The organism is Octadecabacter ascidiaceicola, assembly GCF_900185015.1.
Classification (GTDB): domain Bacteria; phylum Pseudomonadota; class Alphaproteobacteria; order Rhodobacterales; family Rhodobacteraceae; genus Octadecabacter; species Octadecabacter ascidiaceicola.
This window is the reverse complement of record NZ_FXYD01000002.1, coordinates 571,389-596,530: the sequence shown is the minus strand read 5'-3', so window position 1 is coordinate 596,530 and position 25,142 is coordinate 571,389. Positions and strand designations below refer to the sequence as shown.

General features: G+C 54.6%; 28 protein-coding genes, 1 tRNA gene and 1 pseudogene. 15 read left to right on the top strand and 15 right to left on the bottom strand.

All coding sequences use genetic code 11. The features are described from left to right. Window positions 1–143: 143 nt before the first annotated feature. Both OCA8868_RS08370 and OCA8868_RS08365 read right to left on the bottom strand, forming a co-directional pair. Window positions 144–320, bottom strand: a complete 177-nt coding sequence (locus tag OCA8868_RS08370) for a helix-turn-helix transcriptional regulator (protein WP_093996216.1) — start codon at window positions 318–320, stop codon at window positions 144–146. Window positions 321–526: 206 nt separating this feature from the next. Beyond that, window positions 527–602: transfer RNA gene (locus OCA8868_RS08365), tRNA-Thr, on the bottom strand. A 143-nt stretch (window positions 603–745) separates the two neighbouring features. On the opposite strand from OCA8868_RS08365, the gene OCA8868_RS08360 reads away from it, so the two are divergent. Both OCA8868_RS08360 and OCA8868_RS08355 read left to right on the top strand, forming a co-directional pair. Beyond that, entirely contained in the window at window positions 746–1,621 is an 876-nt protein-coding gene (locus OCA8868_RS08360) for a hypothetical protein (RefSeq protein ID WP_093996087.1), read from the top strand. Then, window positions 1,611–2,474 carry a PhzF family phenazine biosynthesis protein gene (locus OCA8868_RS08355; RefSeq protein ID WP_245848116.1) on the top strand — a complete coding sequence of 288 codons (864 nt, stop codon included), beginning with the start codon at window positions 1,611–1,613 and terminating at the stop codon, window positions 2,472–2,474. Before OCA8868_RS08360 ends, OCA8868_RS08355 begins: the two co-directional genes overlap by 11 nt. Window positions 2,475–2,507: 33 nt before the next feature. Here the strand turns inward: OCA8868_RS08355 and OCA8868_RS08350 are convergent, their stop codons facing one another. After that, window positions 2,508–2,765, bottom strand: coding sequence for a DUF2312 domain-containing protein (locus OCA8868_RS08350; RefSeq protein ID WP_093996085.1), 258 nt, complete (start codon window positions 2,763–2,765; stop codon window positions 2,508–2,510). 117 nt (window positions 2,766–2,882) lie between these two features. Between OCA8868_RS08350 and OCA8868_RS08345 the strand changes: the two genes are divergently transcribed. Further along, window positions 2,883–3,098 (top strand): hypothetical protein, encoded by a 216-nt coding sequence (locus OCA8868_RS08345; protein WP_093996215.1) that lies wholly within the window; start codon window positions 2,883–2,885, stop codon window positions 3,096–3,098. On the opposite strand, the gene OCA8868_RS08340 is transcribed toward OCA8868_RS08345, so the two are convergent. Continuing rightward, the gene (locus tag OCA8868_RS08340) at window positions 3,095–4,429 is read right to left on the bottom strand and encodes an enoyl-CoA hydratase/isomerase family protein (RefSeq protein WP_093996084.1); all 1,335 of its coding nucleotides are present in this window, start codon (window positions 4,427–4,429) and stop codon (window positions 3,095–3,097) included. The genes OCA8868_RS08345 and OCA8868_RS08340 overlap by 4 nt on opposite strands. Before the next feature lie 169 nt (window positions 4,430–4,598). On the opposite strand from OCA8868_RS08340, the gene OCA8868_RS08335 reads away from it, so the two are divergent. Next, entirely contained in the window at window positions 4,599–5,024 is a 426-nt protein-coding gene (locus OCA8868_RS08335; protein WP_093996214.1) for a protein tyrosine phosphatase family protein, read from the top strand. 3 nt (window positions 5,025–5,027) lie between these two features. Here the strand turns inward: OCA8868_RS08335 and OCA8868_RS08330 are convergent, their stop codons facing one another. The 5 genes from OCA8868_RS08330 to OCA8868_RS08310 all read right to left on the bottom strand — a co-directional run bounded on the left by OCA8868_RS08330 (window position 5,028) and on the right by OCA8868_RS08310 (window position 10,820). Further along, window positions 5,028–6,008 carry a FliM/FliN family flagellar motor switch protein gene (locus tag OCA8868_RS08330; RefSeq protein ID WP_093996083.1) on the bottom strand — a complete coding sequence of 327 codons (981 nt, stop codon included), beginning with the start codon at window positions 6,006–6,008 and terminating at the stop codon, window positions 5,028–5,030. A gap of 83 nt (window positions 6,009–6,091) precedes the next feature. Continuing rightward, on the bottom strand, window positions 6,092–8,776 hold the full coding sequence (locus OCA8868_RS08325; protein WP_093996082.1) for an ATP-binding protein: 2,685 nt from the start codon (window positions 8,774–8,776) through the stop codon (window positions 6,092–6,094). Then, window positions 8,773–9,057, bottom strand: coding sequence for a hypothetical protein (locus OCA8868_RS08320; RefSeq protein WP_093996081.1), 285 nt, complete (start codon window positions 9,055–9,057; stop codon window positions 8,773–8,775). The genes OCA8868_RS08325 and OCA8868_RS08320 overlap by 4 nt, the downstream gene beginning before the upstream one ends. Before the next feature lie 19 nt (window positions 9,058–9,076). After that, window positions 9,077–9,445, bottom strand: coding sequence for a response regulator transcription factor (locus OCA8868_RS08315; RefSeq protein WP_093996080.1), 369 nt, complete (start codon window positions 9,443–9,445; stop codon window positions 9,077–9,079). Between the two features lie 106 nt (window positions 9,446–9,551). Then, window positions 9,552–10,820 carry an XRE family transcriptional regulator gene (locus tag OCA8868_RS08310; RefSeq protein WP_093996079.1) on the bottom strand — a complete coding sequence of 423 codons (1,269 nt, stop codon included), beginning with the start codon at window positions 10,818–10,820 and terminating at the stop codon, window positions 9,552–9,554. A 225-nt stretch (window positions 10,821–11,045) separates the two neighbouring features. On the opposite strand from OCA8868_RS08310, the gene OCA8868_RS08305 reads away from it, so the two are divergent. The 11 genes and pseudogenes from OCA8868_RS08305 (at window position 11,046) to aat (ending at window position 21,515) form a co-directional block, all read left to right on the top strand. Beyond that, entirely contained in the window at window positions 11,046–12,398 is a 1,353-nt protein-coding gene (locus OCA8868_RS08305; protein WP_093996078.1) for a substrate-binding protein, read from the top strand. Window positions 12,399–12,500: 102 nt separating this feature from the next. Further along, window positions 12,501–13,532 (top strand): branched-chain amino acid ABC transporter permease, encoded by a 1,032-nt coding sequence (locus OCA8868_RS08300; RefSeq protein ID WP_093996077.1) that lies wholly within the window; start codon window positions 12,501–12,503, stop codon window positions 13,530–13,532. Between the two features lie 3 nt (window positions 13,533–13,535). Beyond that, entirely contained in the window at window positions 13,536–14,732 is a 1,197-nt protein-coding gene (locus OCA8868_RS08295; protein WP_093996076.1) for a branched-chain amino acid ABC transporter permease, read from the top strand. An 11-nt stretch (window positions 14,733–14,743) separates the two neighbouring features. Then, window positions 14,744–15,262: pseudogene (locus OCA8868_RS08290) on the top strand (ABC transporter ATP-binding protein); the annotation flags it as partial. Between the two features lie 15 nt (window positions 15,263–15,277). After that, window positions 15,278–15,502, top strand: a complete 225-nt coding sequence (locus OCA8868_RS17075) for an ABC transporter ATP-binding protein C-terminal domain-containing protein (protein WP_412457892.1) — start codon at window positions 15,278–15,280, stop codon at window positions 15,500–15,502. 10 nt (window positions 15,503–15,512) lie between these two features. Then, window positions 15,513–16,286 carry an ABC transporter ATP-binding protein gene (locus OCA8868_RS08285; RefSeq protein WP_093996074.1) on the top strand — a complete coding sequence of 258 codons (774 nt, stop codon included), beginning with the start codon at window positions 15,513–15,515 and terminating at the stop codon, window positions 16,284–16,286. 132 nt (window positions 16,287–16,418) lie between these two features. Continuing rightward, window positions 16,419–18,365, top strand: coding sequence for an acetate--CoA ligase (acs, locus tag OCA8868_RS08280; protein WP_093996073.1), 1,947 nt, complete (start codon window positions 16,419–16,421; stop codon window positions 18,363–18,365). Window positions 18,366–18,538: 173 nt separating this feature from the next. Next, on the top strand, window positions 18,539–18,874 hold the full coding sequence (locus OCA8868_RS08275; RefSeq protein WP_093996072.1) for a hypothetical protein: 336 nt from the start codon (window positions 18,539–18,541) through the stop codon (window positions 18,872–18,874). A 134-nt stretch (window positions 18,875–19,008) separates the two neighbouring features. Next, window positions 19,009–19,512 carry an acetyl-CoA carboxylase biotin carboxyl carrier protein gene (accB, locus tag OCA8868_RS08270; protein ID WP_093996071.1) on the top strand — a complete coding sequence of 168 codons (504 nt, stop codon included), beginning with the start codon at window positions 19,009–19,011 and terminating at the stop codon, window positions 19,510–19,512. A 9-nt stretch (window positions 19,513–19,521) separates the two neighbouring features. After that, window positions 19,522–20,868 (top strand): acetyl-CoA carboxylase biotin carboxylase subunit, encoded by a 1,347-nt coding sequence (accC, locus tag OCA8868_RS08265; RefSeq protein ID WP_093996070.1) that lies wholly within the window; start codon window positions 19,522–19,524, stop codon window positions 20,866–20,868. Between the two features lie 5 nt (window positions 20,869–20,873). Beyond that, window positions 20,874–21,515 (top strand): leucyl/phenylalanyl-tRNA--protein transferase, encoded by a 642-nt coding sequence (gene aat / locus OCA8868_RS08260; RefSeq protein WP_093996069.1) that lies wholly within the window; start codon window positions 20,874–20,876, stop codon window positions 21,513–21,515. Here aat and OCA8868_RS08255 read toward each other — a convergent pair. The 6 genes from OCA8868_RS08255 to OCA8868_RS08230 all read right to left on the bottom strand — a co-directional run bounded on the left by OCA8868_RS08255 (window position 21,479) and on the right by OCA8868_RS08230 (window position 25,118). Next, entirely contained in the window at window positions 21,479–21,835 is a 357-nt protein-coding gene (locus tag OCA8868_RS08255; RefSeq protein WP_093996068.1) for a DUF2155 domain-containing protein, read from the bottom strand. The genes aat and OCA8868_RS08255 overlap by 37 nt on opposite strands. Further along, window positions 21,832–22,278 carry an outer membrane lipid asymmetry maintenance protein MlaD gene (gene mlaD, locus OCA8868_RS08250; RefSeq protein WP_093996067.1) on the bottom strand — a complete coding sequence of 149 codons (447 nt, stop codon included), beginning with the start codon at window positions 22,276–22,278 and terminating at the stop codon, window positions 21,832–21,834. Before mlaD ends, OCA8868_RS08255 begins: the two co-directional genes overlap by 4 nt. A 3-nt stretch (window positions 22,279–22,281) precedes the next feature. Then, window positions 22,282–22,665, bottom strand: a complete 384-nt coding sequence (locus OCA8868_RS08245) for an NADH:ubiquinone oxidoreductase subunit NDUFA12 (protein WP_093996066.1) — start codon at window positions 22,663–22,665, stop codon at window positions 22,282–22,284. An 82-nt stretch (window positions 22,666–22,747) separates the two neighbouring features. After that, window positions 22,748–23,107 carry a RidA family protein gene (locus OCA8868_RS08240; RefSeq protein WP_093996065.1) on the bottom strand — a complete coding sequence of 120 codons (360 nt, stop codon included), beginning with the start codon at window positions 23,105–23,107 and terminating at the stop codon, window positions 22,748–22,750. Continuing rightward, window positions 23,107–24,375 (bottom strand): ATP-dependent Clp protease ATP-binding subunit ClpX, encoded by a 1,269-nt coding sequence (gene clpX / locus OCA8868_RS08235; RefSeq protein ID WP_093996064.1) that lies wholly within the window; start codon window positions 24,373–24,375, stop codon window positions 23,107–23,109. The genes OCA8868_RS08240 and clpX overlap by 1 nt, the downstream gene beginning before the upstream one ends. A 116-nt stretch (window positions 24,376–24,491) precedes the next feature. Further along, the gene (locus OCA8868_RS08230; protein ID WP_049834091.1) at window positions 24,492–25,118 is read right to left on the bottom strand and encodes an ATP-dependent Clp protease proteolytic subunit; all 627 of its coding nucleotides are present in this window, start codon (window positions 25,116–25,118) and stop codon (window positions 24,492–24,494) included. Window positions 25,119–25,142: the final 24 nt, after the last annotated feature.

The following is a 25,142-nucleotide window of genomic DNA, read 5'->3' as shown; positions in this document are numbered from 1 at the left end:
ACTCAAGGAGCAAACCCTTGCTTCAGAGGATTGAAACTGCCTTCCAGTAGCTCGCTGAAAATCGGTCAAGTTTGATGAGGTCGGGTGACCAGCCTTGCAAAGCCAGCCACCCAGCTCCTGAAATCAGGAGTGTCGGTGGGGTTCTAACGCTGTGCCAGGCGTTCATTGAGCCAGTCCAACACTTCAGCCTCAACCCAGCCCACCCGGTTCGGGCCCAGCTGTACCCGCGTTGGGAATGAGCCTGCCTTCTCTAGGCGTGCGATGTGTTGCGGTGAATATAGAACCAACTCTTTGACCTGACGTTTTGAAAGTATCCTCATCACAATGTTCTCCATGATTGAAGAGCATCGCGATGCCCTAGGGTTAGACATACCTAGGCTGGGTCAGGGTAGCGGTTGATTCTGGTCTGACCAAGGCAGAACATGGCAACACGCTGTTTCGCACTTGGTGCGGTGGGCCAAAAGGTGGCCTGAATAATAGAAATACGATCTAAATTATTGATATATATTTGTAATTTTAGAATAAATGGTGCCCCCACACGGACTCGAACCGCGGACCTACTGATTACAAATCAGTTGCTCTACCAGCTGAGCTATAGGGGCACTGGGCGGTGACTTAAGGGACCTTTTGAGTTCGCGCAAGAGGGTTTTGAACAGAAATCTGCATCAATGAAGGTTCCACTGGTCGTAAATCGCGCTTAAGGTTCAAAAAACACCATTTCACAACGGCAACGGGCGCGGATTTCATGCAAATTGTTTACCATATCGGCGCAAATTGTACGGATCAGGATCGACTCCTTAAATCTGTACTCAAAAACGCTGAAACCTTTGCTGCGCAGGGTGTGAAGGTTCCGGGCCCGGGCAAGTACCGACGTTTGATTCGCGAGACGATTCAAGCACTTGATGGACAAGCACCTGCAGCAGACACGCGCGAAATCTTGATGGATGCGATTCTCGACGATGAGCAGTGCAACCGCCTTGTGATGAGCCACGCCCAGTTCATGTGCGTGCATCGACGTGTTTTTGAAGATGGAATTTTCTACACGCTCGCCGAGCAGAAACTTCAGGGCCTTTCGGATCTGTTTCCTAACGATGATATCGAAATATTCATCGGTTTGCGCAATCCTGCGACGTTCATCCCCGCCACTTTCGGGGACAGCAGCGCAAATAATTTTACCAAGTTTATGAATGGCATCGATCCGTTTGATTTGCGCTGGTCCGACTTGATTGCACGTATTCGCACGATTCTACCGCGCGCCAGCCTGACGGTTTGGTGTAACGAAGACACCCCGCTTATTTGGGCCCAGCTTATTCGCGAGCTCGGAGGCGTTGATCCATTGGCCAAGATTACAGGCGGGTTTGACCTGCTCAGCGCGATCATGAGTGCGGATGGCATGAAGCATTTTGTCACCTACCTGAAGGCCAACCCGCCCCAGACGGAGCAACAAAAGCGGCGCATTATTGCGGCGTTCTTGGAAAAATACGCGCTGGACGACGAAATCGAGGACGAGATCGACATTCCCGGCTGGACGGATGAAACCGTGGCACAGCTAACGGCGAACTATGACGAAGACATCGACCGTATCGTCAGCATGGAAGGGGTTAACTTCATTGGCCCATAAAACCGCCCGATCCCGCGTGTTCATGCAATGCGATGTTTTCAGCACGACGCCTACGGGTGGTAACGGGCTGGCCGTTGTGTTGGATGGCGACGGGCTGAGCGATGATGACATGCAGGCCTTTGCCCGCTGGACCAATCTGGCGGAAACCACTTTTGTTTGCCCGCCGACTGATCCTGCTGCGGATTACGACATCCGCATTTTCACGGTCTCGCGCGAGCTGCCCTTTGCGGGGCACCCTACCCTTGGCACGGCGACCTGTTGGATGGCTGCGGGGAATACGCCCAAACAGGTGGGTGTGATCCGGCAGAACTGCGGTGTTGGGTTGGTTGAGATCGACCTTAGTGGTGATACGCCGGCGTTTATTGCCCCGCCGACGGTGGTTAGTGAAATGCCAGAGGCAACGCTTGCGGCAATCACCACCGCCCTGAACCTTGATCCGACGCGCATCAACAGCCACGCGGTTCTGGACAATGGCCCCGTTTGGCATGCGATTGAAATGCGTGACGCCGATGATCTGCTAACACTTGATGCTGTCGCAATATCACCTGTCAAAGGCTTGGCCGTCGGCCTTATTGCGCCTCACAAGGATGGCGATGCAGACTATGAAGTTCGCATGTTTTCAATGTGGTCAGGTCTAACTGAGGACCCGATCACGGGTTCTTTGAACGCAGCCCTCGCCCATTGGATGCAGTCACAGGGCCGCGTCAAAGCCCCGCATATCGTCGCGCAAGGCACCTGTATCGGGCGTCTTGGCCGCGTGCATGTGATCCCGTTACCGGACGATCCGGACAACGGGCCAATGCGCATCGGTGGGCATACAAATATCTTGATCGAGGGTCGCGTGACCCTCTGATCAGCCGTTTATGAAAACGCCCTTTTGGGGCGATTACATGCCAAGCGCTTCTTTATACATCTCAAGCACGGCTTCTTCTTCGGCGATGTCGTCGCTGTCACGCTTGCGCAGTGCGATCACTTTGCGCATGACTTTGGTGTCGTAGCCGCGCCCCTTGGCTTCGGCCATCACTTCTTTTTGCTGCTCGGCGAGGTCTTTCTTCTCGGCATCAAGGCGTTCGATCCGTTCAACGAACTGACGCAATTCGTCTGCGGTTACGCGGTAGCTTGTGTCGATGGATGTGTCAGACATGTCGGGCCTCATATGGGTTGGATCGGCCCCTTCCCTAACCGCCCCCGCGCCGCGCGGCAAGCGGTTGCGTGCAAGCCGCAGGCGCTGTACCCGATGTCTGGCAAACAGGAGACGCAAATGGACCTATTGATCAGCATTGGTGCCGTCATTTCGGTGATTGGGCTTGTGGGAATTATTCTGAGCATCCTGAAAGTGCGCCGTGCAAAACGCGAAGCAGCCAACGACGAGGAACTGCGCGCAAAGATTCAGGCGGTTTTGCCACTGAACCTTGGGTCATTCTTATTGTCGGTCATCGGGTTGATGTGCGTCGTCTTGGGCGTGATCCTGACCTAAGAGCTTTCGACGGCGTCAAACCCGCGCGCGTCTTTAATCGCTTCATCAAGCAGGTTTGGTACAGTCCATATTTCGCTGTCTTGCGCCCAAACGCGCATGTCTTTGCGCAAACCGATCAGCCCCATAGACTGAGCAGCACGCATCGGGCCACCCATGCGGCGCGGAAAACTAATCGCGTGAACCGCTAGCGCATCCACATCTGATGGGCGTTGGACCGCCCCTTCATCAACGCATGCAGCGCCCTCAACAACAAGCGCTGCGATCATTTTGCGTTCTATTTCGGAATTTCTTTCGGTTTTCGTTCTACCTCCAGACGGCCCTTTGCGAAAACCATAGGCGACCATGGCACCGTCGATGTCCGCTTCGTTCTCACCGTTTTCAACGAGGTGTTCTGCGGCTTTTACCACTGTCTTGCGCAGTCGCGTTGCTACAGATTTTCCCATGGGCGCAACGGGGCGGAAATTATTTTCGGCCTTTTCAATCAATGCGCTATCGATTTTTCGTTCAGCCATGAAAACATGCCGCAAAGCGATCGATTGAGGGTGTTCCATGCAACGGGCGAACGCGTCGTCCTCAAACGCCAAACCCGCATCAAATGGAAGCAAGGCCGCAACCTCAACGCAATCAACAGCCCGTTCTGGAGCATGTAGCGGGCTACCATCCAAGCTCGCGCGTGCTTTAGCAATTGCAGCAGCATGTGCGCGCGCGTCCAGAAAGTGCTTTCGATTGTCTCGCGTTGGCCTTGGCCCTTTCCCGCTCTCAATAAGGTTTTGGGCAAAGGCTATGGCACCAGACCCAAGATCGCCTTGAACGATCCCATCAACAAGCCCGGTCCGATGAGCAATGCCTGCTTCAATAGACTTAGTCGTGATCAATAACTGAAGCGCTCTCTCAGCCCCAATCAAACGCGGAAGCCGCTGCGTACCTCCTGCCCCAGGAACGAGGCCCAATGAGATTTCGGGAAGCCCAAAACGCGCATCCGGAGATGCGAGACGATAATGCGCCGCAAGAACGAGTTCTGCGCCACCACCCAGCGTTTGCCCGTGAAAGGCTGCAACGACGGGTTTGGTGCAGGCTTCAATATGGTTGCACAGCTGCGGCAAAGACGGATCAGCAACCGGATCGGAAAACTCGCGAATATCAGCACCTGCAGAAAACATGCGCCCAGCGGCCATCAATACCGCCGCTTTAATGTCTGGGTTGCTATCGATGCGGCTGAATACTTCCCAAAGACCTGCACGCATGGGGGCAGAAAGCGCATTCACGGGGGCCGCGTCCAGTGTGACAACGGCAATCCCGTCTATTACTCGAAACCGCACCAAACGTGCCATGTCACTCCTAATCTTGCGGGCCGGAAATACAGTTGGCCCGCTATGGTTAACAGAATGGCTGGCTGAAAGAAAAAGGGAAAGCCCCCAAACACAACAATCTAAGGTGGTACAGGTCGATTTGTGCCCCGCGCGGTCTAGACCTGTGCCGCAGCACGTTCTAAATCAGGGCATGGATATTCGCCAACTGACCCCCGACTTCGCCGTTTCCCCGCAAATAGACCCGCAGGATTTGCCTGCGATCGCAGAGCAAGGGTTTACCACCATCGTCGTCAACCGCCCGGATGCAGAGGTTCCGCCGTCTCATCAGGTGGATGCAATGCAGGCCGCCGCGTCAGCGGCTGGGGTTGAGCTTGTGGTGCTGCCCGTCACACATATTACGCTCTCACCCGATATGGGGGCGCAACTAGACGACGCCCGCGCCAAAGCAAAAGGGCCAGTTCTGGCTTATTGTGCGTCCGGCACGCGCAGTGCAATTGTTTGGGCACTGTCCCAAGCTGGTAAGCGCAGCACTGATGAGATCACCGAAATCGCAGCGCAAAATGGATATGATCTGTCCATGATGCGTTCGCAATTGGATGCTCTCGCGGGAAGCTAAGCTTTATCCCCCAACCAGGTCAGCCGCCGTCGGAGTGGGCTCCGGTGTGGCAGCAGTATTGTGTGGGCTTGGCTGTGGAGCCGAAGGCAGCATCGGGGGATCGTCCAGCATTTCAATTTGAGCATCTTCAATCCGCACCGCGCGTTTCCCCGCGACCTGCCCGAGACGCGCAGTTGATACAGCTTCACCACCCGGCCCCGTGAGCGTGACTGATCCGACCGTTGTCCCCGCCAGCTGCAAAACCTGCCCCACCTCAAACGCTTCGATCTTGCTGATGGGCAAAGTCATCTTTGTCAGAACAGCATCAAGGTCAGCGGGGGCATCATCCAATGCATCGCGCAGATTTCTTGACCAAGCGTTCGTATCCACCGTCGGCTGGGGAACATTGGCATCCTTGGGGCGTAACGCAATCAGCATTTCGCCCTGCGCTTCCCCACCGCCCAATTGAACGGAAACCCGCCAAACGCGATACCTCCCCTGCATCATTACCAGCCCTGCGGTGCGCAAATTTTCGACCGGGCCGATATCATACGCCGCGAGGTTAACGTCTGGCGCACCGAATTCGACTTCGCCCAATTCAGCGAGCAAGTTTGCGGCAAATGGCACCGACATCACCGCGTCCGTGCGGGTAACGGGGCGCTGGGTTTCAGGCAAGGGAAGCAAACTGCCCATTGTCTGCATCTCGATCAAAGCAGACCGCAAAGGTGGGTCCATCAGGAAAAGCCCCGAAAGGCCAGCCGCATCACCAGTACGCAGGCCTAACACGATCCAGTCATCCGGCCCGTCTTCTATCAACCCTTCTGCATCCATCTGATCCTCAGAGATTCCAAGCACGGACGCCAATAGGCCAACGGCGTTGTCTGCGGCACGCCCCAAGGCACGGCGCATTTGGCGTGTTGGAGAAGTCGCACTTTCAGCAAGTTCTGGTGCTTCAGTCTGCAACTGCCCAAGTTTATGGGCCAGGATCGGGTTAACCGCGTCCATCAGGGCTGTCTCGTGTCAAATTTCATAGTTCTTTGTAGAGGGAATGTGGTTACCAACACCCTAACAACACGGGGGAAAATCGGTTATTGCGCGGCCAATGCCTGTGTTTTTGGTAGCGTAACACGAAACGCCGCACCGCCCTGACCGGGAAGATAGATAACATCACCGCCAAGCGCGCCCATGATCTGGCGACAAATCGCGAGGCCAAGGCCTGCACCGCCGGCTTTGCCTTCATCCTCAAGCCTCGAGAATTTTTCGAAAATCATCGATTGGCTTTCCTTTGGAATGCCTGCGCCATTGTCACAAAAATCAACGACAGTTTCACCGTCTATCTCTCGCACAGTGATCCGCAATTGCGGCGTTTCGGATGCGCAGTACTTTGCGGCATTGCTGATCAGGTTAATGAACACTTGCGCCAAACGGTCCAGATCAGTTTGAACGAGAATAGCTTCGGCCCCGGGCTTTCTTAAGATTGAAAGCTTCCCAGTGTCCGCACCAGAAGCGATCACCGCGCGATCCAGCACATCAGCCAAACTGCCCTGCCCCATATTCAGCTGCACTTGGCCGCTTTCCAGAACGCCAAGGTCAAGCAGATCATCAAGCAAACGCGTCAAGCGATTGGATTCCTCATGGATGATCCCAGCAAACCGCTTACGCGCTTCGTCTTCGACTTCGCTGTCACGCAAAATATCCGAGAATGATCGGATCGACGTCATCGGCGTACGCAATTCGTGGCTGATTTGGCTAAGGAACGCGTCCTTCTGGATCGACAGCGCGGTCAGCTTTTCGTTGGCTTCCAAAAGCGCGCGCGCAGTACGTTCTTGCTCAGCGCTTTTGGCTTCCAATTCGTTGGAGTACTCCATGATTTGTGCGGTTTCGTCCGCCACTGCGATCAGGTCTTCGACGGAAACCATGGTGCCTTCGGTCAATTGACCGATCATCGCATGGGCCGTGGCCGCGCCCACGGAACCGGACAGTTCTCGTTCCAATCGCCCAATGAAATCGGGTGTCACGTCTGGCAAAAACCCTGCTTTGCCTTGGGATTTCGCTTCGGCCCGAAATGTCGCCTGCGCCACTGAGCCACCAAGAATGCGTTGCGCCATGACGAGTAGATCTTCAGCCTGCGCAGCGGATTGCGACCATGTGCGGGCACCGCTGGAATAGTCAAACACGTTCACAAACTGCGCACCCTGCAAGCGTTCCAATGGGTTCGGGAAGGTCAGGATTGAGACGACCATGAACGCTGTGGTGTTAAGGAACATTGACCAGAAGAGCGCATGCACAAACGGATCCATTCCGGTGATTCCGAACAATGCTTGTGGCCTTAGCCAACCGATCCCGAATGGCCCATGTTCGAACACAGCTTGGGAAATAGCGCCGTCGATCCCGAAGCTCGGCAAAAAATTCGTCCATGCCCAGACCGTAAAGCCAACGATCAAGCCAGCCCCTGCCCCCCATCGGTTCGCGCCGCGCCAGAACACGCCACCAATCATCGCCGGAAGCACCTGAACAACGCCCATGAAGGACACGAGGCCAATAACCGCCAAAGCCGTGCCGCCCCCAGACAAACGGAAGTAGATGTAGCCAAATGCCAATATCACGCCGATTGAGATACGCCGCGAGATGACAACGACCCGCCGCACGTCACCGGAAACCACGGCACCGGGTGTACGGGCGTTTAACCAACTCGGAACGATAATATGGTTAGATACCATTGTCGCCAACGCCAAGGTCGCCACGATCACCATGGATGTCGCAGACGAGAATCCACCAAGGAACGACAAAATCGCAAGACCCTGCCGCCCTTCACTGAGAGGAAGCGTCACAACGAACAAGTCAGGGTTCGAACCCTCTGGCATAAGGTCCAGCCCCACCACCGCGATCGGCATGACGAAAAGGCTCATCAGGAGTAAATAGGCTGGGAACGCCCAGCTTGCGGTTCCCAGAACGCGTTCGTCAGAATTTTCCACGACCAAAACCTGAAACATCCGAGGCAAACATAGGAATGCGCCAGCGGAGACGAAGATTAGCCCAATCCAGCGCCCTGAAACTGGGTTCCACTGCGATTGCGCAGACGCGTCAATGAGGTCCAACGTCGGGCCGACACCGCCAGCAATGCCCCAAACCACGAAAATTCCAACTGCCATCAGCGCAAAAAGCTTCACCACAGCTTCGACCGCGATGGCCAAGACGATCCCGTGGTGGCGTTCATGAGCGTCGAGGTTTCGGGTGCCGAAAACCACTGTAAACACAGCCAGCCCAACAGCGACCCACATCGCAGCACTATTCAGATCACGCGGTAACCAAGTTTCACCACTGCTTGCAGCAAACACGCCGATAGATTGGGTAACCGACTGAAGTTGCAAAGCAATATAGGGTGTTGTTCCTACAATCGCGAGGACCGTCACCAAAACGCCCAGCACCGTAGACTTGCCGTATCGCGACGAAATGAGGTCAGCGATAGAGGTCAGACGCTGCGTGCGGCCAATTCGTACCAGCTTGCGCACCAGCCACCACCAACCGATCATCACCAAGGTCGGCCCAAGGTAGATCGTCAAGTATTCAAGGCCAGATCGCGCGGCATAACCTACCGCGCCGTAAAACGTCCACGCGGTGCAATAGATGCTTAACGACAGCGTGTAGATCGTCGACGAGCGCAACCAGCCGGTTTTGCCCTGCGCAGAACGGCGTTCTGCAGCGAACGCCACTAAAAACAAAAAGGCGACGTAGGCAAGTGATACGAAGATGAGCAGGTTAAACGAAATCATTCGCCGCCGCGCGGGATTCGCGCCTCTTCATCACGAGATGGGTCACTAAAACGCAATACCCGAGACAAGAACAAAGAAACAAAAACTAGAAAAATCCAAAGGCCAAATATATAAATAATTCCGTCGCTTGTCTGGTTTTGTTCAGGTGAATTTCGGGGCCACATCAGTGGCAATATCATCAAGACGAGCGCTACAATCGGAAGCAGGCGCGCGCCATCGCGAATCCGACGTTGGCGATAACTGCTTCGTTCAAGAAACTCAGCTCGTTTGGACTTAATCATGTCGCCGCCCCCCTACGGATTACGGCGTGGCCAATGCGCGAACGCTTTCCAGCACATCGGCATTTGAGAATGGTTTCGTCATGAATTGCGTCGCCCCTAGCCCGATCGCCATCTCACGATCTTTCGCTTGACCACGTGCGGTCAACATCATCACAGGCACATCCGCCGTCGCGTCTTGCGCCTTTAAGTCGCGAAGAATGTCATAACCAGACCGCCCAGGCAGCATAACGTCGAGTATAATCAGGTCTGGGACGCCCTGCATCACCTTCTCCATCGCCGTTTCACCGTCAGAATGCGTGTGAACGGTCCAGCCATCCTTGCTTAGGATATAGCTGATCGCCTCGATGATATTTGGCTCATCTTCGATAAGAAGGACGCGTTGGCCCATGCTGTCATACCCTCCCAAAGGTCTGAAATGCCGCGCCCCAAACTCCCCATTGGGCCGGACAACGTGACTATCGCGTTAACAGAAGGCGAAGTCAAAGGCTCGAGGATTAAACAAGGCTCGGGTGTCTTCGGCTTGTGCAGTCTTTCACCGTGCAGACCCTGCATCCCGGCCCAACAACATCAGGCGTATCCTCGTTTTTGGCTGGTCGCACCAGCATTGTCGCGGTAATGCGCGGTTCCGCAACAAATGAAACATCGCCTACCGGAGTTGCGACTGCAAAACATTCAAATGGTGTATGTGCCCCACCTGGTAAGCGAACCACACGTCGGATCGCCCGCCCAGGTTGGGTCAATGCCTGATACAATGGCCACAGCGGGCATGCCGCGCCAGATCTGGGAAGACGGAAGTCCAATACTGGCTTTTGGAATGTCACCACCCCTGCTGCATCACACACAGCCAGCCCCATCAGCGGATGCTCCCGGTCGGTCGGCAAATGCGCCAGCCGCCGGAAAATCACATTTAGCGGCACATTAAACCAAGCGGCCAGGCGAGCCGGATCATAGGCCGTCGCCCGCGCCGCCTGACTGAATTCCTCCAAAGGCAAGCGTTCGGCATCGTTACGGGCAACCTTGGCCCAGTTTCGCAAAATCTCGCGCGCACTGGGTTCTTCCACATCGTCAAATCGCAGCTCCATCCCCGCATCAATGTCTGGAAAATAAAACCCTGACTTGGCCAGTTCCGCTTCTGCCACTTCCATCGCGGATTCCGTTTGGGTGTCCCCGGCTTCCATCTCCATATCCAAAAACCCCAGCAACGCCTGACTACTTTGCGCCAATCGCGCAGAGTCCGTATCGATGTTGGTGTGGAACCGAGCACGCCATTCGCGATCAAGATCAGGTGTTTCGGCCAGAATGCTCGCGGTCGAGCGGATTGCGGTCGCCGTTGAGATAACCTCGTGCAGGGAATTGGCGATTTGGCTGTCATGGGCCAGCCTGTTGCTTAGCGCCTCGGTGCGTTCTTCAAGCTGCGTGATACGGCGGCGTTGTGCGGCAACCAAGGCCGCCCACCCCGGAAAGCGGGCAACCAGTTCTTCAGCACGCGCGTCTTCAACAATTGCCTCTGGGAAAGCAGCAGCGGCCTCTTTGATGGGTGATAAGATGGCGTCTGTTGTGTCGTCAGACAGCAGCGCGGCATCGATCTGAAGCACCTCTGCCAGATCTGTCAAAAGTTTCCCCGCGATTCTGCGGCGGTTATGTTCAATAAGATTCAAGTAGGAGCCAGAAATCCCTACAATCCTAGCGACATGTGCCTGTCGCAACCCAAGATCAAGCCGACGATTGCGTGCCCTTGTCCCTGTCAAAACGCGATCCGGCATTTAGAATTCCTTAATAATTACATCGTGTTTCTGCAGTGCGCAGATAATTTATTTACAATCTACTGCCTTGCCGCGTCGATGTCTTTACAAAACTTTGTAATTATCCCTACCCCTTATTGTTAAGTTTTCAGAATGCCCGTCTATTAAGCAGGCTACTAAAAGCATATGCAGCCGGGCGGGAGGCCCAAGGTCATCTAACCGCTGCATCACTCTAGGGAGGATTATATGTCCAAATCAAACTTTACACGTCGTGGTGTACTTAAGACTGGTGCCGTTGCTGGTGCTGGCCTGACACTGCCAACATATCTACGCGCTGATGGCCACACTGGTTTCACGAACGCACCAGGCGACTCCGAAGTCGTTCTTGGTTTCAACGTTCCACAGACAGGCCCATACGCTGACGAGGGTGCAGACGAACTGCGCGCTTATGAGCTGGCAGTCGAGCACCTGAACGGTGGCGGCGACGGCGGTATGCTGAGCACGTTCTCTTCCAAGGTTCTGGACGGCACAGGCATCTTGGGTCGCGAAGTTAAGTACGTAACTGGTGACACACAGACAAAATCCGACGCGGCGCGCGCATCTGCACGTTCCATGATCGAAAAAGACGGCGCAATCATGATTACTGGTGGGTCTTCCTCCGGTGTGGCTGTTGCTGTTCAGGCTTTGTGCCAAGAAGCTGGCGTCATCTTCATGGCTGGCCTTACACACTCCAACGACACAACTGGTAAAGACCGTAAAGCGAACGGTTTCCGCCACTTCTTCAACTCCTACATGACTGGTGCGGCTCTCGCGCCTGTTCTTGCAGCGCAGTACGGTACAGACCGTAAAGCATACCACCTGACAGCTGACTACAACTGGGGCTACACAACTGAGGAGGCGATTAAAGCTTCCACAGAAGCTATGGGTTGGGAAACTGTTAACTCTGTTAAGACACCTCTTACACAGACTGACTTCTCTTCCTACATTGCTCCAGTTCTGAACTCTGGTGCTGACGTTCTGGTTCTGAACCACTACGGCGGGAACATGATCAACTCTTTGACATCCGCTGTTCAGTTCGGTCTGCGTGAAGCTCAGGCAAACGGTCAGAACTTCGAAATCGTTGTTCCACTGTACTCCCGCCTCATGGCGCGTGGTGCTGGCGAAAACGTTAAGGGCATCTTCGGTTCCACAAACTGGCACTGGTCCTTGCAGGATGAGGGTTCTCAGGCGTTCGTTCGTTCCTTCGGTACGAAGTACGGCTTCCCACCATCCCAGGCTGCACACACAACATACGTTCAGACACTTCTGTATGCGGATGCTGTTACACGTGCTGGCTCCTTCGCACCTTGTGCGGTCGCTGAAGCGCTTGAAGACTTTGAGTTCGACGGCATGGGCAACGGTAAGACACTTTACCGTGGCGATGACCACCAGTGCTTCAAAGACGTTCTCGTTGTGAAGGGTAAAGAGAACCCAGAGTCAGAGTTCGACCTTCTTGAAGTTGTGGAAGTTACACCTGTTGATCAGGTTATGTACGATCCAGCACACCCACAGATGGGCGGCGCAGAAGCCACTCTTGGTGAGTGTAACAACGGCGCGTAAGCGACTTTGTAAACTATTCGGGCGCGCGGCTTATGTTGCGCGTCCAACCCTACCGCTGCACCCCCTCTTCCATTCATAATTTCCTGAACCGAGGCCACGTCCATGGACCAGATAATCGTTCAAATTCTTAACGGTTTAGACAAGGGATCCGCTTATGCGTTGATTGCCCTTGGTCTGACCCTCATCTTCGGAACGCTTGGCGTTGTGAACTTCGCACACGGCGCGCTGTTCATGATGGGTGCGTTTTGTGCCGTCGTAACATCCAAGATACTGTCTTCATCGCACAAGGTTGTTGATGAAACACGCACTGACTTTCTTGGAAATCCACTCGAAGTGGATGTGTTTTATGTGCAAGACTGGTTTGGACAGGCAGCAGGTGCTGCCATTATGGATTGGGCCGTGCCGCTCGCCATTCTGGTCTCCATCCCGTTTATGATCCTTCTCGGTTTCGTCATGGAACGCGGATTGATCAAACACTTCTATAAGCGTCCACACGCTGACCAGATCCTTGTGACTTTCGGTCTTGCGATCGTTCTGGGCGAAGTCATCAAGTACTACTTTGGTGCGAACCCAATTCAGACCCCTGCCCCTGATGCCTTGAACGGCCGCGTGGACTTCGGTGTTTGGCTTGGCTACGGCCCGAATGTGGTCGTCTACCCGATGTGGCGTCTTGTGTACTTCTTCTTCTCAGGCGCGATTATCGCATCTGTCTTTGCCTTCTTGCAGTTCACAACCTTCGGTATGGTTGTTCGCGCAGGCATGGCAGACCGCGAAACGGTTGGCCTGCTGGGTATCGACATCGACAAGCGCTTTACGTTCATGTTCGGCCTTGCAGCCGCTGTGGCTGGCATCGCCGGCGTCATGTACGCACCGATCGTTTCCCCTGCCTACACGATGGGCATGGACTGGTTGGTTCTAAGCTTCGTGGTTGTTGTTGTTGGCGGAATGGGCTCCCTACCAGGGGCGGTCCTCGCGGGCTTCGTGCTCGGCATTATCGAAAGCTTCGCCTCTATGCCGGCTGTCGTGAACCTGCTGCCAGGTATCAACCAAATTGTTATTTACGTGGTCGCAATCGCGATCTTGCTGATCCGCCCTCGTGGCTTGATGGGTCGCAAAGGCGTGATGGAGGACTAAACCATGCTAGGACTAGACAAAAAAGACAGCACTTTGATGCTGGTTGTAATCGGGCTGGTGATTTTTGCCCCGTTCCTTCTCAACCCCTTCCCTGAAGGCTCTGCGATGGCGCAGTTCAACGCGGGTTACCCCGACTTGATGCAGCGTTTCGTAATATTCGGGATCCTTGCGATCGGCTTTAACATCCTGTTTGGCCTCACGGGCTACCTCAGCTTCGGTCACGCCGCTTTCTTGGGTGTGGGGTCATATGCTGCGATTTGGTCACTGAAACTGTTCACACTGAACGTTATCCCGGCCATCTTGTTTGCGATCATTGTCGGTGGCTTCTTTGCTTGGGTCATCGGTAAGATTTCCCTGAAGCGTTCCGGTATCTACTTCTCGATCCTGACACTTGCCTTCGCGCAGATGTCCTTCGCGATGGCTTACTCGGTTCTGACTCCGCTGACTGGTGGTGAGACGGGTCTTCAGATCAAGAACACTGACAACCCGCTGATTGGTGGGCCAACAGACGGCAGCATCGGACGCGCAAACTTGTTTGGCGCTGAAATGGGCAATTCGTTTGAGTTGAACTTGGGCAACTGGGTGTTCACATTCAACCTTGGCTACTACATTGCAGCCTTGGCCATGATCGCCGCCTTCTACCTGTCGATCCGCATCTTCCGCAGCCCTTTCGGCATTATGCTTCGTGCGGTTAAGTCCAACCAGAACCGGATGAACTACACCGGCCTGACACCAAAGGTTTACACTCTGTACGCCTTCGTCATCTCCGGCATGTATGCTGGTCTTGCGGGTGGCCTGATGGTTGCAATGGATACACAGGTTGGCCCTGAGCGTATGTTCTGGACAGCGTCTGGTGAGATCGTGATCATGACCATCCTTGGTGGCGCCGGAACACTCATTGGCCCCGTCCTTGGAGCGGGTTCGATCAAATACATGGAAAACATCCTATCCAAGATCAACAAAGACGTTCTTCACCAGTGGTTCGCATTCCTTCCGGACGGCTTGGAAGACGCGATGGTCGTGTTCGCCGATATTTTCGTTGGCAAACAATGGCACTTCACATTGGGTATCGTTTTCATGCTCGTTGTTATCTTCCTGCCAGGTGGCCTTGTTGAAGGTGCACAACGCCTCTCTGCACGCTTTGGCCGCAAGAAGAAAACAGACACCACCGACACCGCCGCAAGCACACCTGCGGAATAAGGAGACAAATAATGGCAATCCTCTCAGTCAAAGGCGTGAATAAGCGCTTCGGTGGCCTGCAAGCTTTGGGCGACGTAAACCTCGATGTGGTAGAAAACACCTGCCACGCAATTATCGGCCCGAACGGGGCCGGTAAATCCACCCTCCTCAATGTGCTGGTTGGCAAATTGATCCCAGACTCTGGATCGGTCGTTTTTGATGGCCAGTCGGTGTTGGGTCGCCAACCACACGAGATCAACCAGATGGGCATTTCCCGCGTGTTCCAAACACCGGAAATCTTCGCTGACCTGACCGTAATGGAAAACATGCTTATCCCATGTTTCGCCAAACGCGACGGTGCTTTCCGGATGCACGCCATTGAAAGCGTACGTCACGAGAAGGACATGATCGAAAAGGCAGAAAGCATGCTGTCCGAAGTCAACATGCTTGATAAGCGTGAGATGACTGCGTCAGCCATGTCGCGTGGCGATAAGCGTCGCCTTGAGATGGCGATGTGTCTTGTCCAAGACCCTCGCCTTCTTTTGCTGGATGAACCAACCGCTGGTATGGCCCGTGCTGATACGGAAAACACCATTGAGCTGCTTAAGACCATCCGTAAGGAACGCGGTCTGACAATGGCAATCATTGAGCACGACATGAACGTTGTGTTCTCGCTTGCTGATCGTATTACTGTGCTTGCGCAGGGTATGCCGCTAGTCGAAGACACACCGGACAACATCAAAGGCCACCCAAAAGTGCGCGAAGCGTACCTCGGCGAAGCTCAGGTCTAAGGAAAACCAGATGACACACGTTGAACACCTCGAGACCGACAGCAAATTCGACAAGAACCGCAACATGGCGGCCACGTCCGCCAAGTTCCTGTCGGTTTGGAACATCGAAGCCTACTACGGTGAAAGCTACATTGTTCAAGGCGTAAGCTTTGACATCCATGAAGGCGAAATCCTCGCGCTTCTGGGACGTAACGGTGCTGGCAAAACATCAACCCTGCGCGCCCTCGCCCGCATGGATGACCCTCAGTTGAACCACGGTGAAATCTGGCTCGACCACAAACCTGTTCATGAGATGAAAGCTTGGCAGGCGTCACAGGCTGGTATCCAGCTGGTGCCGGAAGATCGTTCGATCATTCCGGGCCTGACGGTTGAAGAAAACCTTAAGCTTGCGCAAATCGCCCCACCGCACGGTTGGTCTATTGAGCGCGTATACGAATTGTTCCCGCGCCTCAAAGAACGCCGTAACCAAGAAGGCGTTACGCTTTCTGGTGGTGAGCAGCAGATGCTGGCAATCGCCCGCGCCTTGTGCCGGGACATCAAAATCCTGCTTCTGGACGAGCCTTATGAAGGTCTGGCACCTGTTATCGTTCAGGAGATCGCCAAGACATTGCAACTGATCCGCGACCAAGGCATCACGACCATCATCGTTGAGCAAAACGCTGTTGCTGCGCTTAAGCTCGCTGACCGTGCTGTGATCCTTGACATCGGTAAGGTCGTTTATGATGGTTCTGCAACCGAGGTTCTCGAAGATGAGGCCCTGCGCGCGAAGTACCTCGCGATCTAATTGAATTGGTGGGGGCCAAACGGCCCCTGCCCCGCACATTTTGCGCAACTTTCGGCCGATCCGGTTCCCTGCGCGAACCACGCGATAACACCGTTGCCGCATCAGGCCCCAATCCAAACGAAGGATGCCCCCATGCCAAAAACTTACCCCCCTTCCGCCAAAACCGCCGCCCGCGCGCACATCACAGCCGAAAACTACGGCCCAATGTACGAGCAGAGCATCAATGACCCGGATACATTCTGGGGCGAGCATGGCAAGCGTGTCGATTGGATCAAGCCTTATACAAAGGTCAAGAACACATCCTTTGAGCCGGGCAAAGTTGACATTAAGTGGTTTGAAGACGGTACCCTAAACGTTTCCGCCAACTGTGTAGACCGTCACGTTGAAACACGCGGCGACCAGACAGCGATTATCTGGGAACCGGACGATCCAAACACAACTGAATCCTTGCACATCACCTATGCTGAGCTTCAGGTTCACGTCTGTAAGATGGCCAATATCCTACAAGAACTGGGTGTGGGAAAAGGTGACCGCGTTGTCCTTTATCTCCCGATGATCCCTGAAGCTGCTTATGCGATGCTGGCTTGTGCACGTATCGGCGCGATCCATTCTATTGTTTTCGCAGGTTTCTCTGCGGACGCTTTGGGTGCTCGTATTAACGGTTCCGACGCTAAGGTTGTTGTCACAGCTGATCACGCGCCACGCGGTGGCCGCTCAACTCCGCTGAAATCCAACTGTGACGCAGCCCTGCTGCACTGCAAGGACAGCGTGAAATGCCTGGTCGTAAAGCGCACCGGCGAACAGACCACGTGGACAGATCGCGATTACAGCTACAACGACATGCGGCTTGAGGCTGATGACTACCAGAAGCCGGAAGAAATGAACGCCGAAGATCCGCTGTTCATTCTTTACACATCTGGTTCAACGGGCCAGCCAAAGGGCGTTGTACACTCGACTGGTGGTTACCTCGTCTATGCTTCCATGACGCACCAGTACACATTCGATTACCATGATGGCGACATCTTCTGGTGTACGGCTGATGTTGGTTGGGTCACAGGCCACAGCTATATCGTCTACGGCCCGCTGGCCAACGGCGCGACCACGATCATGTTTGAAGGCGTCCCAACCTACCCTGACGCGGGCCGTTTCTGGGAAGTCTGTGCCAAGCACAAGGTCAACCAGTTCTACACCGCCCCAACTGCTATTCGCGCCTTAATGGGGGCTGGCAATGAGTGGGTCGAAAAGCACGACTTGTCTGACCTGCGCCTTCTGGGATCTGTTGGTGAACCGATCAACCCAGAAGCATGGAACTGGTACAACGAAGTTGTCGGCAAGGGAAATTGCCCAATCGTTGATACGTTCTGGCAGACGGAAACTGGTGGTCACATGATCACGCCCCTGCCCGGCGCAACAACATTGAAACCTGGTGCGGCGCAAACGCCATTCTTTGGTGTAAAGCCCGTCGTTCTGGATCCGCAGTCTGGCGTGGAAATTCACGGCAACGACGTCGAAGGTGTTTTGTGTATCAGTGACAGCTGGCCGGGCCAGATGCGAACCGTCTACGGCGACCACGAGCGTTTCGAAAAGACATACTTTGGCGATTACGCTGGCTACTACTTCTCCGGTGACGGCTGTAAGCGCGACGAAGATGGCGACTACTGGGTCACAGGCCGCGTGGATGACGTGATTAACGTGTCCGGCCACCGTATGGGCACAGCAGAAGTCGAATCTGCGCTTGTTGCACACGTCGCCGTCGCAGAAGCCGCGGTTGTCGGCTACCCACACGACATCAAAGGCCAAGGCATCTACGCCTACGTCACCTTGATGAACGGCCAAGTGCCGACCCCAGAGCTGCGCAAGGAGCTTGAGACATGGGTTCGCGCCGAGATCGGCCCAATTGCGAAGCCTGACCTTATTCAGTGGGCACCGGGCCTGCCGAAAACACGTTCCGGCAAAATCATGCGCCGTATCCTGCGCAAGATTGCCGAAGACGATTTCGGTTCTTTGGGCGATACATCAACACTTGCGGATCCGTCCGTGGTTGATGATCTGATCGAGAACCGCATGAACCGCAACTAAACGCGGAAAAACACAGAGACGATGCCGCGTTGATCCGTCAGCGCGGCATTTTTTTGCGCTGTTGGCTTTTTTTTGCGCTGTTGGCTTTTCGCTTGTTCAGATCAACAGATTCTTAAGACCTATCCATTATGACAGAATTGGTGGGGGCTCCGTTCTAGGAATAGGAGCTTGAGATGGAACTTCAAAACGCATCAAACGTTCACGTATCTGCTGTACCGACGCAGCAAACCACACCGCCTCCGGCGGAGGCCGACGGTCGTGCGCCAGCAGACGCGAATGCAATCGCAACTGATCCAACTCCTGAAGTGCCGCTCCCTATCCCAGCCAGCCCTTCGCAAACAGGTTTGGTAAGCAAAGCATCGCTTTCAGATACCGAAGCCGCGCCAAAATTCGTCGGTATAGGTGCGTCGGCCGCGCAGCGCACATTGAAACCATATGGAATAATTATGCTGCCCGAAAACCTCGATGCGCCTCAGAACGAGGCAACGATTGATACACCAAGCGAATAAGCCCCAAATTCCCCAACGTCATTTTCCAAGCAGCCCCCGCTTCCCACCCTCGCCACCTTGGTGTAGGAGTCCAAGAAGCGTTTGCGCTAAACTTGCCAAAACGCACTAAAAGACAGGCAACAGCCGAGGGAAAAATGACCAAAAAGACGCCTCACGACTCAGATGTAAGCTTTATTCAAGCTTTGGCAGAATTGCTGCGCGAAAATGACCTTACCGAGCTACAGGTCAAACGTGACTACGGCGAGAACGATGCGCTGAACGTCCGCGTTAGCCGAAAACAGCCAGCCCAAGTTGTGACCCAAGTGGCCGCTGCTACGCCGGTGGCCGCACCCGTAGCCGCCGCGGCACCTGCTGCAGCCGCTCCTGCTGCTGCTCCCGAAGCCAGCGCAGACCCTGCCAGCCTGCCCGGTGCCGTTACATCACCAATGGTCGGAACTGTTTACATGTCTCCCGAACCGGGTGCCGATGCCTTTGTTAAGGTTGGCGACACAGTATCCGAGGGCGACACGCTATTGATCATCGAAGCGATGAAAACCATGAACCACATTCCCGCGCCGAAATCCGGCACGGTAAAGCGTATGTTGGTCGAAGATGGTGCGCCCGTTGAATTCGGTGCACCGTTGATGATCGTTGAATAGGCCGCTGCCATGTTTGACAAAATCCTTATCGCGAACCGTGGTGAAATAGCGCTGCGTGTGATCCGTGCATGCCGCGAAATGGGCATTAAGTCTGTCGCGGTTCATTCCACCGCTGACGCTGACGCAATGCATGTGCGCATGGCAGACGAAAGCGTTTGCATCGGCCCAGCCCCATCCCCGCAAAGCTATCTCAGCTTTCCGGCGCTGATTTCCGCCTGCGAAATCACCGGTGCGCAGGCTATTCACCCAGGGTATGGGTTCTTGTCCGAAAACGCGCAGTTCGTTCAGATCGTTGAGGACCATGACCTGACATTCATCGGCCCAACAGCCGAGCACATCCGCACAATGGGCGATAAAATCACCGCGAAAGACACGATGAAGGCCCTTGGCGTTCCTTGTGTACCCGGTTCTGAAGGTGGTGTTGATACCGTTGAAGACGCGCTGAAGATCGGCGAAGAATTCGGTTATCCTGTCATCATCAAAGCCACGGCTGGTGGTGGTGGCAAGGGTATGAAGGTCGCCAATTCCGCGGAAGAAATGAAATCCGCGTTCCAGACTGCACGTGCTGAGGGCAAGTCGAACTTCGGCAACCCCGACGTCTATATCGAGAAATACCTCACCACGCCGCGCCATATCGAAATTCAGGTGTTTGGCGACGGTAAGGGTAAGGCTGTGCATCTGGGTGAGCGCGACTGTTCCTTGCAGCGCCGCCACCAAAAGGTATTCGAGGAGGCCCCCGGCCCGTCAATTTCCCCAGAAGAGCGCGCGAAAATCGGTAAGATTTGTGCGGATGCCTGTGCCAACATCAACTACATCGGCGCCGGAACCATTGAATTCCTATATGAAAACGGCGAATTCTACTTCATCGAAATGAACACCCGTCTACAGGTCGAACACCCTGTTACGGAAGCAATTTTCGACCAAGATCTCGTGCGTGAACAAATCCTTGTGGCTGCTGGCGAACCCATGACGTTCTCTCAGGACGATCTGAAAATCCGCGGCCACGCGATTGAGGTTCGCATTAACGCCGAGAAACTGCCGAACTTCTCGCCTTGCCCGGGTAAGATCACGCAGTTCCATGCGCCAGGTGGCCTTGGTGTGCGAATGGATTCAGCGCTCTATGATGGTTATTCGATCCCTCCATATTACGACAGCTTGATCGGGAAACTGATCGTACACGGCCGTGATCGCCCCGAAGCCTTGGCACGCCTTGCACGCGCCTTGGGTGAGCTGATCGTGGATGGCGTGGATACGACCGTGCCGCTGTTCCACGCGCTGTTGCAGGAAGATGCCGTGTTAACAGGGGATTACAACATCCACTGGCTTGAGCACTGGCTTGAAGAGAATCTGTCGTAGACGCTATGACCACGACCCTCACGCCGGAAATGTTGCTGTCCGCCTACGCGGGCGGCATCTTTCCAATGGCCGAGAACCGTGGCGACGATGAGCTATTCTGGGTTGATCCACGTCAACGCGGGGTGATGCCGCTTGATGGTTTTCATATCTCACGCTCGCTGACCAAAACGATCCGCTCAGAGCGTTTCAAGATCACTTTTGACGTTGATTTTAATGGTGTTGTTAAGGGCTGTGCGGCCCGTGACGAGACATGGATCAACGATATGCTGGAAACGCTTTATGGCCAGCTGCATTTGGCACGCATGGCGCGATCCATTGAGGTTTGGAACGGGGGCGACCTTGTGGGCGGAGTGTTCGGAATTACCCTTGGCGGTGCATTCTTTGGCGAAAGCATGTTCAGCACCCGCAGGGATGCCTCAAAAGTCGCCCTCGCCTATTTGGTTGATCGGTTAAATAGCGGTGGGTTTGCACTGTTTGATACGCAGTTTATCACACCGCATCTGGCCAGTTTAGGCGGGCTCGAAATTCCACGGTCCAACTATCGGGAAATGTTGAACATTGCGCTCGCGTTGGACGCGGACTTTGACCGGCAGGGCGATGTGCCTGATTCTTACTCGCTACTACAGCGCAATGCCCAAACATCGTAACGTGGGTGGTCAAGTGCATTCAGCGCTGGCGCGGATGCGATCATCCAACCGCGAAATGCAGGATCTGGGTCGTTGCTATAAACAATCGTAAGCAAGGCGTAGGCATCGCCGGATCGGTTGCCGCTCGGGTAGCGGCATTCTGTCATTGTGATCGCCAACAGTCCGACCATCTTGGTCTGACCATTGCGAAATTCAATGTCTTGCGTGGTGCCAGTGATCTTATCCAGAAGCCGCAACGTCCCTCCTGGTGCGGTCGTCGCCTGTTGCGCAACCGCTGGCGCAGCTAAGCAAAGCACTAGCGCTGTCAAAAGCGCCTTCACGCCTCTTCCCCGCCAACGAATTTCATCAACAATTGAATAAGACTAACAGCGCCCTGCGTGTCTTGGATAAGTCCGCCGTCAGCGAACATTTCAAAGGACCCGCCTGGTACGATTTCAACGAATGTACCACCCAAAAGCCCCTCAGAAGCGACAACGGCTGCGCTGTCATCAGGGATTTCAATGCCTTCATTGATCGCGAACACAGCTTCGGCGCGGTAGGTTTCGCCGTTCAGATCAAGTTCGCTGACGGTTCCAACAGAAACACCAGCAAGACGGATATCGGTACCGACGCTAACCCCTTCGGCAGAGCGGAAATTGGCTTTAAGCTCGATACCTGTTGTGCCGCTGCTCAGCCCCGTTGCGCTAACTATGAACCACAAAAAGCCCAAAGCCGCCGCAAGAACGGCGGCCCCGACAACGACCTCTGTGGTGTTTTCACGCATCAGTTATTCCGGAGTCCACGCTTCGTAATCGCTACGCGGCGTAGGTTCAGCACGGCGCAAGGACCCCGCTGGCGCATAGGCCGCGGCCGTCCCGGTTAGGTTTTCGAGGTGTGGTTTTTCCCAAGACTTGTGAGCCAAAGGCTTATCACCCGGCATTTCGTCAAACGTGTGATGCAGCCAGCCGTGCCAATCCGGGCTGACACGGGAACCTTCGACTTCGCCGTTGTAAATAACCCAACGACGGTCGCCTTTGGCATTGGTGTAGTAGATGTTGCCAAGTTCGTCTTCGCCGACCTTTTTACCTTTGCGCCACGTCCACAGCTGCGTGCCGAGCGTTTGCCCGTCCCACCACGTGAAAATACGTTTGATAAAGTTTAAAACGCCCATTGGCTTGGCTCCGGTTCTGATTGGCCCCGTGATGCCCGATAATCGCGGTGAGGTCCAGTGGCCGCGTGGCTTCGCCTGCGCGTTATACCGCCAGTGCGGTGACTTCGATTTCGATGCGGTATTTGGGGTCGATTAACCCGCTTTCAATCATCGTTGCCGCAGGCGGATTATCCCCAAACGCGGCCTTCAAAAGCGGCCAGCAGGGTTCGAATTCGGCAGCATCTGGAAGGTAGTAATTCACCCGCACCGCGTTTTGGATGCTTGAACCCGCCTCTGTCAGCGCGTTTTTAATGATTTCCAAGGCTGAAGCACATTGGGCAACAACATCATCGCCCTGCCCCACTGTCCCTGCGACATGCACGAAACCACCCGCAACAACAGCACGGCAGTACCCGATTTTGGCTTCAAACTCGCCGCCGGAATGGATGCGTTTAATCGACATTAGCCTGCAGAGGCCGGTTCGGCCTTTTTCTTGCTCTCATCGTGGATCATCAGCGGTTGAACGTCAGCGCCAACGGCCTCTTCGTTCACGACCACTTCTGTCACGGTTTCCATGCCTGGCATTTCAAACATCGTGTCGAGCAGGATGTCTTCCATGATGGAACGAAGACCCCGTGCACCCGTTTTGCGTTCAATCGCGCGTTTCGCAATCGCTGTAAGCGCGTCTTCCGTGAACGTCAGCTTCACGTCTTCAAGCTCAAACAGGCGTTGGTATTGCTTGACCAGCGCGTTCTTTGGCTTGGACAGAATGGTGACCAGCGCGTCCTCATCGAGGTCTTCAAGCGTTGCGATAACCGGCAAACGGCCAACGAATTCAGGGATAAGGCCGAATTTCAGCAGATCCTCAGGTTCAAGGTCGGTGAAGATTTCGCCAACGCCACGGTCATCGGGGCCGCGTACCTCGGCGCCAAAGCCCATGCCAGCGCCTTTGCCACGTTGTGCGATGATCTTATCAAGACCCGCAAACGCACCACCACAAACGAACAGGATGTTCGTAGTGTCCACTTGCAGGAATTCCTGCTGCGGGTGCTTACGGCCGCCCTGCGGCGGCACAGAGGCTACGGTGCCTTCCATGATTTTCAACAGCGCCTGCTGCACACCCTCACCCGATACATCGCGTGTGATGGACGGGTTGTCAGACTTGCGCGTGATCTTGTCGACCTCATCGATGTAAACGATGCCGCGCTGTGCGCGTTCAACGTTGTAATCAGAGGCCTGCAAGAGCTTAAGGATAATGTTTTCAACATCTTCACCCACGTAACCTGCTTCAGTCAGCGTGGTGGCGTCAGCCATTGTGAACGGCACATCCAGAATACGGGCCAGTGTTTGGGCCAGCAGCGTTTTACCACAACCAGTAGGGCCGATCAGCATGATGTTGGATTTCGCTAGTTCAATCTCGGACTTTTCAGCGTGGTTGAGGCGTTTATAGTGGTTGTGAACCGCCACAGACAGCACGCGTTTGGCGTGGGCTTGGCCGATCACGTAGTCGTCCAGCACCTGACAAATCTCAAGCGGTGTTGGCACCCCTTCGGAGGCTTTTAAGCCAGCCGACTTGGTTTCTTCGCGGATGATGTCCATGCATAATTCAACGCATTCATCACAGATGAACACCGTTGGACCCGCGATCAGCTTGCGGACCTCATGCTGGCTCTTACCGCAAAAGCTGCAGTAAAGTGTGTTTTTGCTATCACCGCCGGACGTCGTTGCCATGTCGATTTCCTTTGGCCCGTTTAAAAAAATATAGGGCCGATAAATGTGTTTCGGGCTGCTTTGGTCCGTATCCTACGGCAGCCCGAAATGGTCCACAACGCCAAAACGTCGTGTGTTTACTCTTCGTCTGCTGCCTTGCCGCGGCTTTCGACAATCTCATCGATGTGGCCCCAGTCTTTGGCTTCTTCTGGTGTCATCCAGCTGTCGCGATCAAGCATCTTTTCGACCTCTTTTTTGGTCTGGCCAGTGTGCTTGTTGTACAGCTTGTACATCCGCTCACGTGTTTGCTCGATGTGTTTGGCAGAAATCAGGATGTCTGATGCCTTACCTTGTGCGCCACCGGATGGCTGGTGCACCATGATTTCAGAGTTCGGGAGCGAGAAGCGCATGCCCTTTTCGCCGCCAACAGCAATGATCGACCCCATAGACGCCGCCATACCGCAAATCAGCGTGGACACCTTCGGGCGGATATATTGCATGGTGTCATAGATGCTCATGCCGGAATGCACTGCCCCTCCTGGGCTGTTGATGTACATTGAGATTTCTTTTTTCGGATTTTCCGCTTCAAGGTGCAAAAGCTGCGCCACGATAAGCTGGCTCATGCCATCGTGGACAGGGCCGTTCACGAAAATGATGCGTTCCTTCAGCAAACGCGAGAAAATGTCATAGGCGCGTTCGCCACGGCTGGTCTGTTCAACGACCATAGGAACGAGGTTCATGTATGTTTCGACGGGATCGTGCATATGCTCTGCCTTAGAATTGGGACG

Coding starts and splice junctions, on each gene's coding strand:
- OCA8868_RS08370 (WP_093996216.1), bottom strand. CDS start 320: ATGAGGATACTTTCAAAACGTCAGGTCAAAGAGTTGGTTCTATATTCA.
- OCA8868_RS08360 (WP_093996087.1), top strand. CDS start 746: ATGCAAATTGTTTACCATATCGGCGCAAATTGTACGGATCAGGATCGA.
- OCA8868_RS08350 (WP_093996085.1), bottom strand. CDS start 2,765: ATGTCTGACACATCCATCGACACAAGCTACCGCGTAACCGCAGACGAA.
- OCA8868_RS08345 (WP_093996215.1), top strand. CDS start 2,883: ATGGACCTATTGATCAGCATTGGTGCCGTCATTTCGGTGATTGGGCTT.
- OCA8868_RS08340 (WP_093996084.1), bottom strand. CDS start 4,429: ATGGCACGTTTGGTGCGGTTTCGAGTAATAGACGGGATTGCCGTTGTC.
- OCA8868_RS08335 (WP_093996214.1), top strand. CDS start 4,599: ATGGATATTCGCCAACTGACCCCCGACTTCGCCGTTTCCCCGCAAATA.
- OCA8868_RS08330 (WP_093996083.1), bottom strand. CDS start 6,008: ATGGACGCGGTTAACCCGATCCTGGCCCATAAACTTGGGCAGTTGCAG.
- OCA8868_RS08325 (WP_093996082.1), bottom strand. CDS start 8,776: ATGATTTCGTTTAACCTGCTCATCTTCGTATCACTTGCCTACGTCGCC.
- OCA8868_RS08320 (WP_093996081.1), bottom strand. CDS start 9,057: ATGATTAAGTCCAAACGAGCTGAGTTTCTTGAACGAAGCAGTTATCGC.
- OCA8868_RS08315 (WP_093996080.1), bottom strand. CDS start 9,445: ATGGGCCAACGCGTCCTTCTTATCGAAGATGAGCCAAATATCATCGAG.
- OCA8868_RS08310 (WP_093996079.1), bottom strand. CDS start 10,820: ATGCCGGATCGCGTTTTGACAGGGACAAGGGCACGCAATCGTCGGCTT.
- OCA8868_RS08305 (WP_093996078.1), top strand. CDS start 11,046: ATGTCCAAATCAAACTTTACACGTCGTGGTGTACTTAAGACTGGTGCC.
- OCA8868_RS08300 (WP_093996077.1), top strand. CDS start 12,501: ATGGACCAGATAATCGTTCAAATTCTTAACGGTTTAGACAAGGGATCC.
- OCA8868_RS08295 (WP_093996076.1), top strand. CDS start 13,536: ATGCTAGGACTAGACAAAAAAGACAGCACTTTGATGCTGGTTGTAATC.
- OCA8868_RS17075 (WP_412457892.1), top strand. CDS start 15,278: ATGGCCCGTGCTGATACGGAAAACACCATTGAGCTGCTTAAGACCATC.
- OCA8868_RS08285 (WP_093996074.1), top strand. CDS start 15,513: ATGACACACGTTGAACACCTCGAGACCGACAGCAAATTCGACAAGAAC.
- acs (WP_093996073.1), top strand. CDS start 16,419: ATGCCAAAAACTTACCCCCCTTCCGCCAAAACCGCCGCCCGCGCGCAC.
- OCA8868_RS08275 (WP_093996072.1), top strand. CDS start 18,539: ATGGAACTTCAAAACGCATCAAACGTTCACGTATCTGCTGTACCGACG.
- accB (WP_093996071.1), top strand. CDS start 19,009: ATGACCAAAAAGACGCCTCACGACTCAGATGTAAGCTTTATTCAAGCT.
- accC (WP_093996070.1), top strand. CDS start 19,522: ATGTTTGACAAAATCCTTATCGCGAACCGTGGTGAAATAGCGCTGCGT.
- aat (WP_093996069.1), top strand. CDS start 20,874: ATGACCACGACCCTCACGCCGGAAATGTTGCTGTCCGCCTACGCGGGC.
- mlaD (WP_093996067.1), bottom strand. CDS start 22,278: ATGCGTGAAAACACCACAGAGGTCGTTGTCGGGGCCGCCGTTCTTGCG.
- OCA8868_RS08245 (WP_093996066.1), bottom strand. CDS start 22,665: ATGGGCGTTTTAAACTTTATCAAACGTATTTTCACGTGGTGGGACGGG.
- OCA8868_RS08240 (WP_093996065.1), bottom strand. CDS start 23,107: ATGTCGATTAAACGCATCCATTCCGGCGGCGAGTTTGAAGCCAAAATC.
- clpX (WP_093996064.1), bottom strand. CDS start 24,375: ATGGCAACGACGTCCGGCGGTGATAGCAAAAACACACTTTACTGCAGC.
- OCA8868_RS08230 (WP_049834091.1), bottom strand. CDS start 25,118: ATGCACGATCCCGTCGAAACATACATGAACCTCGTTCCTATGGTCGTT.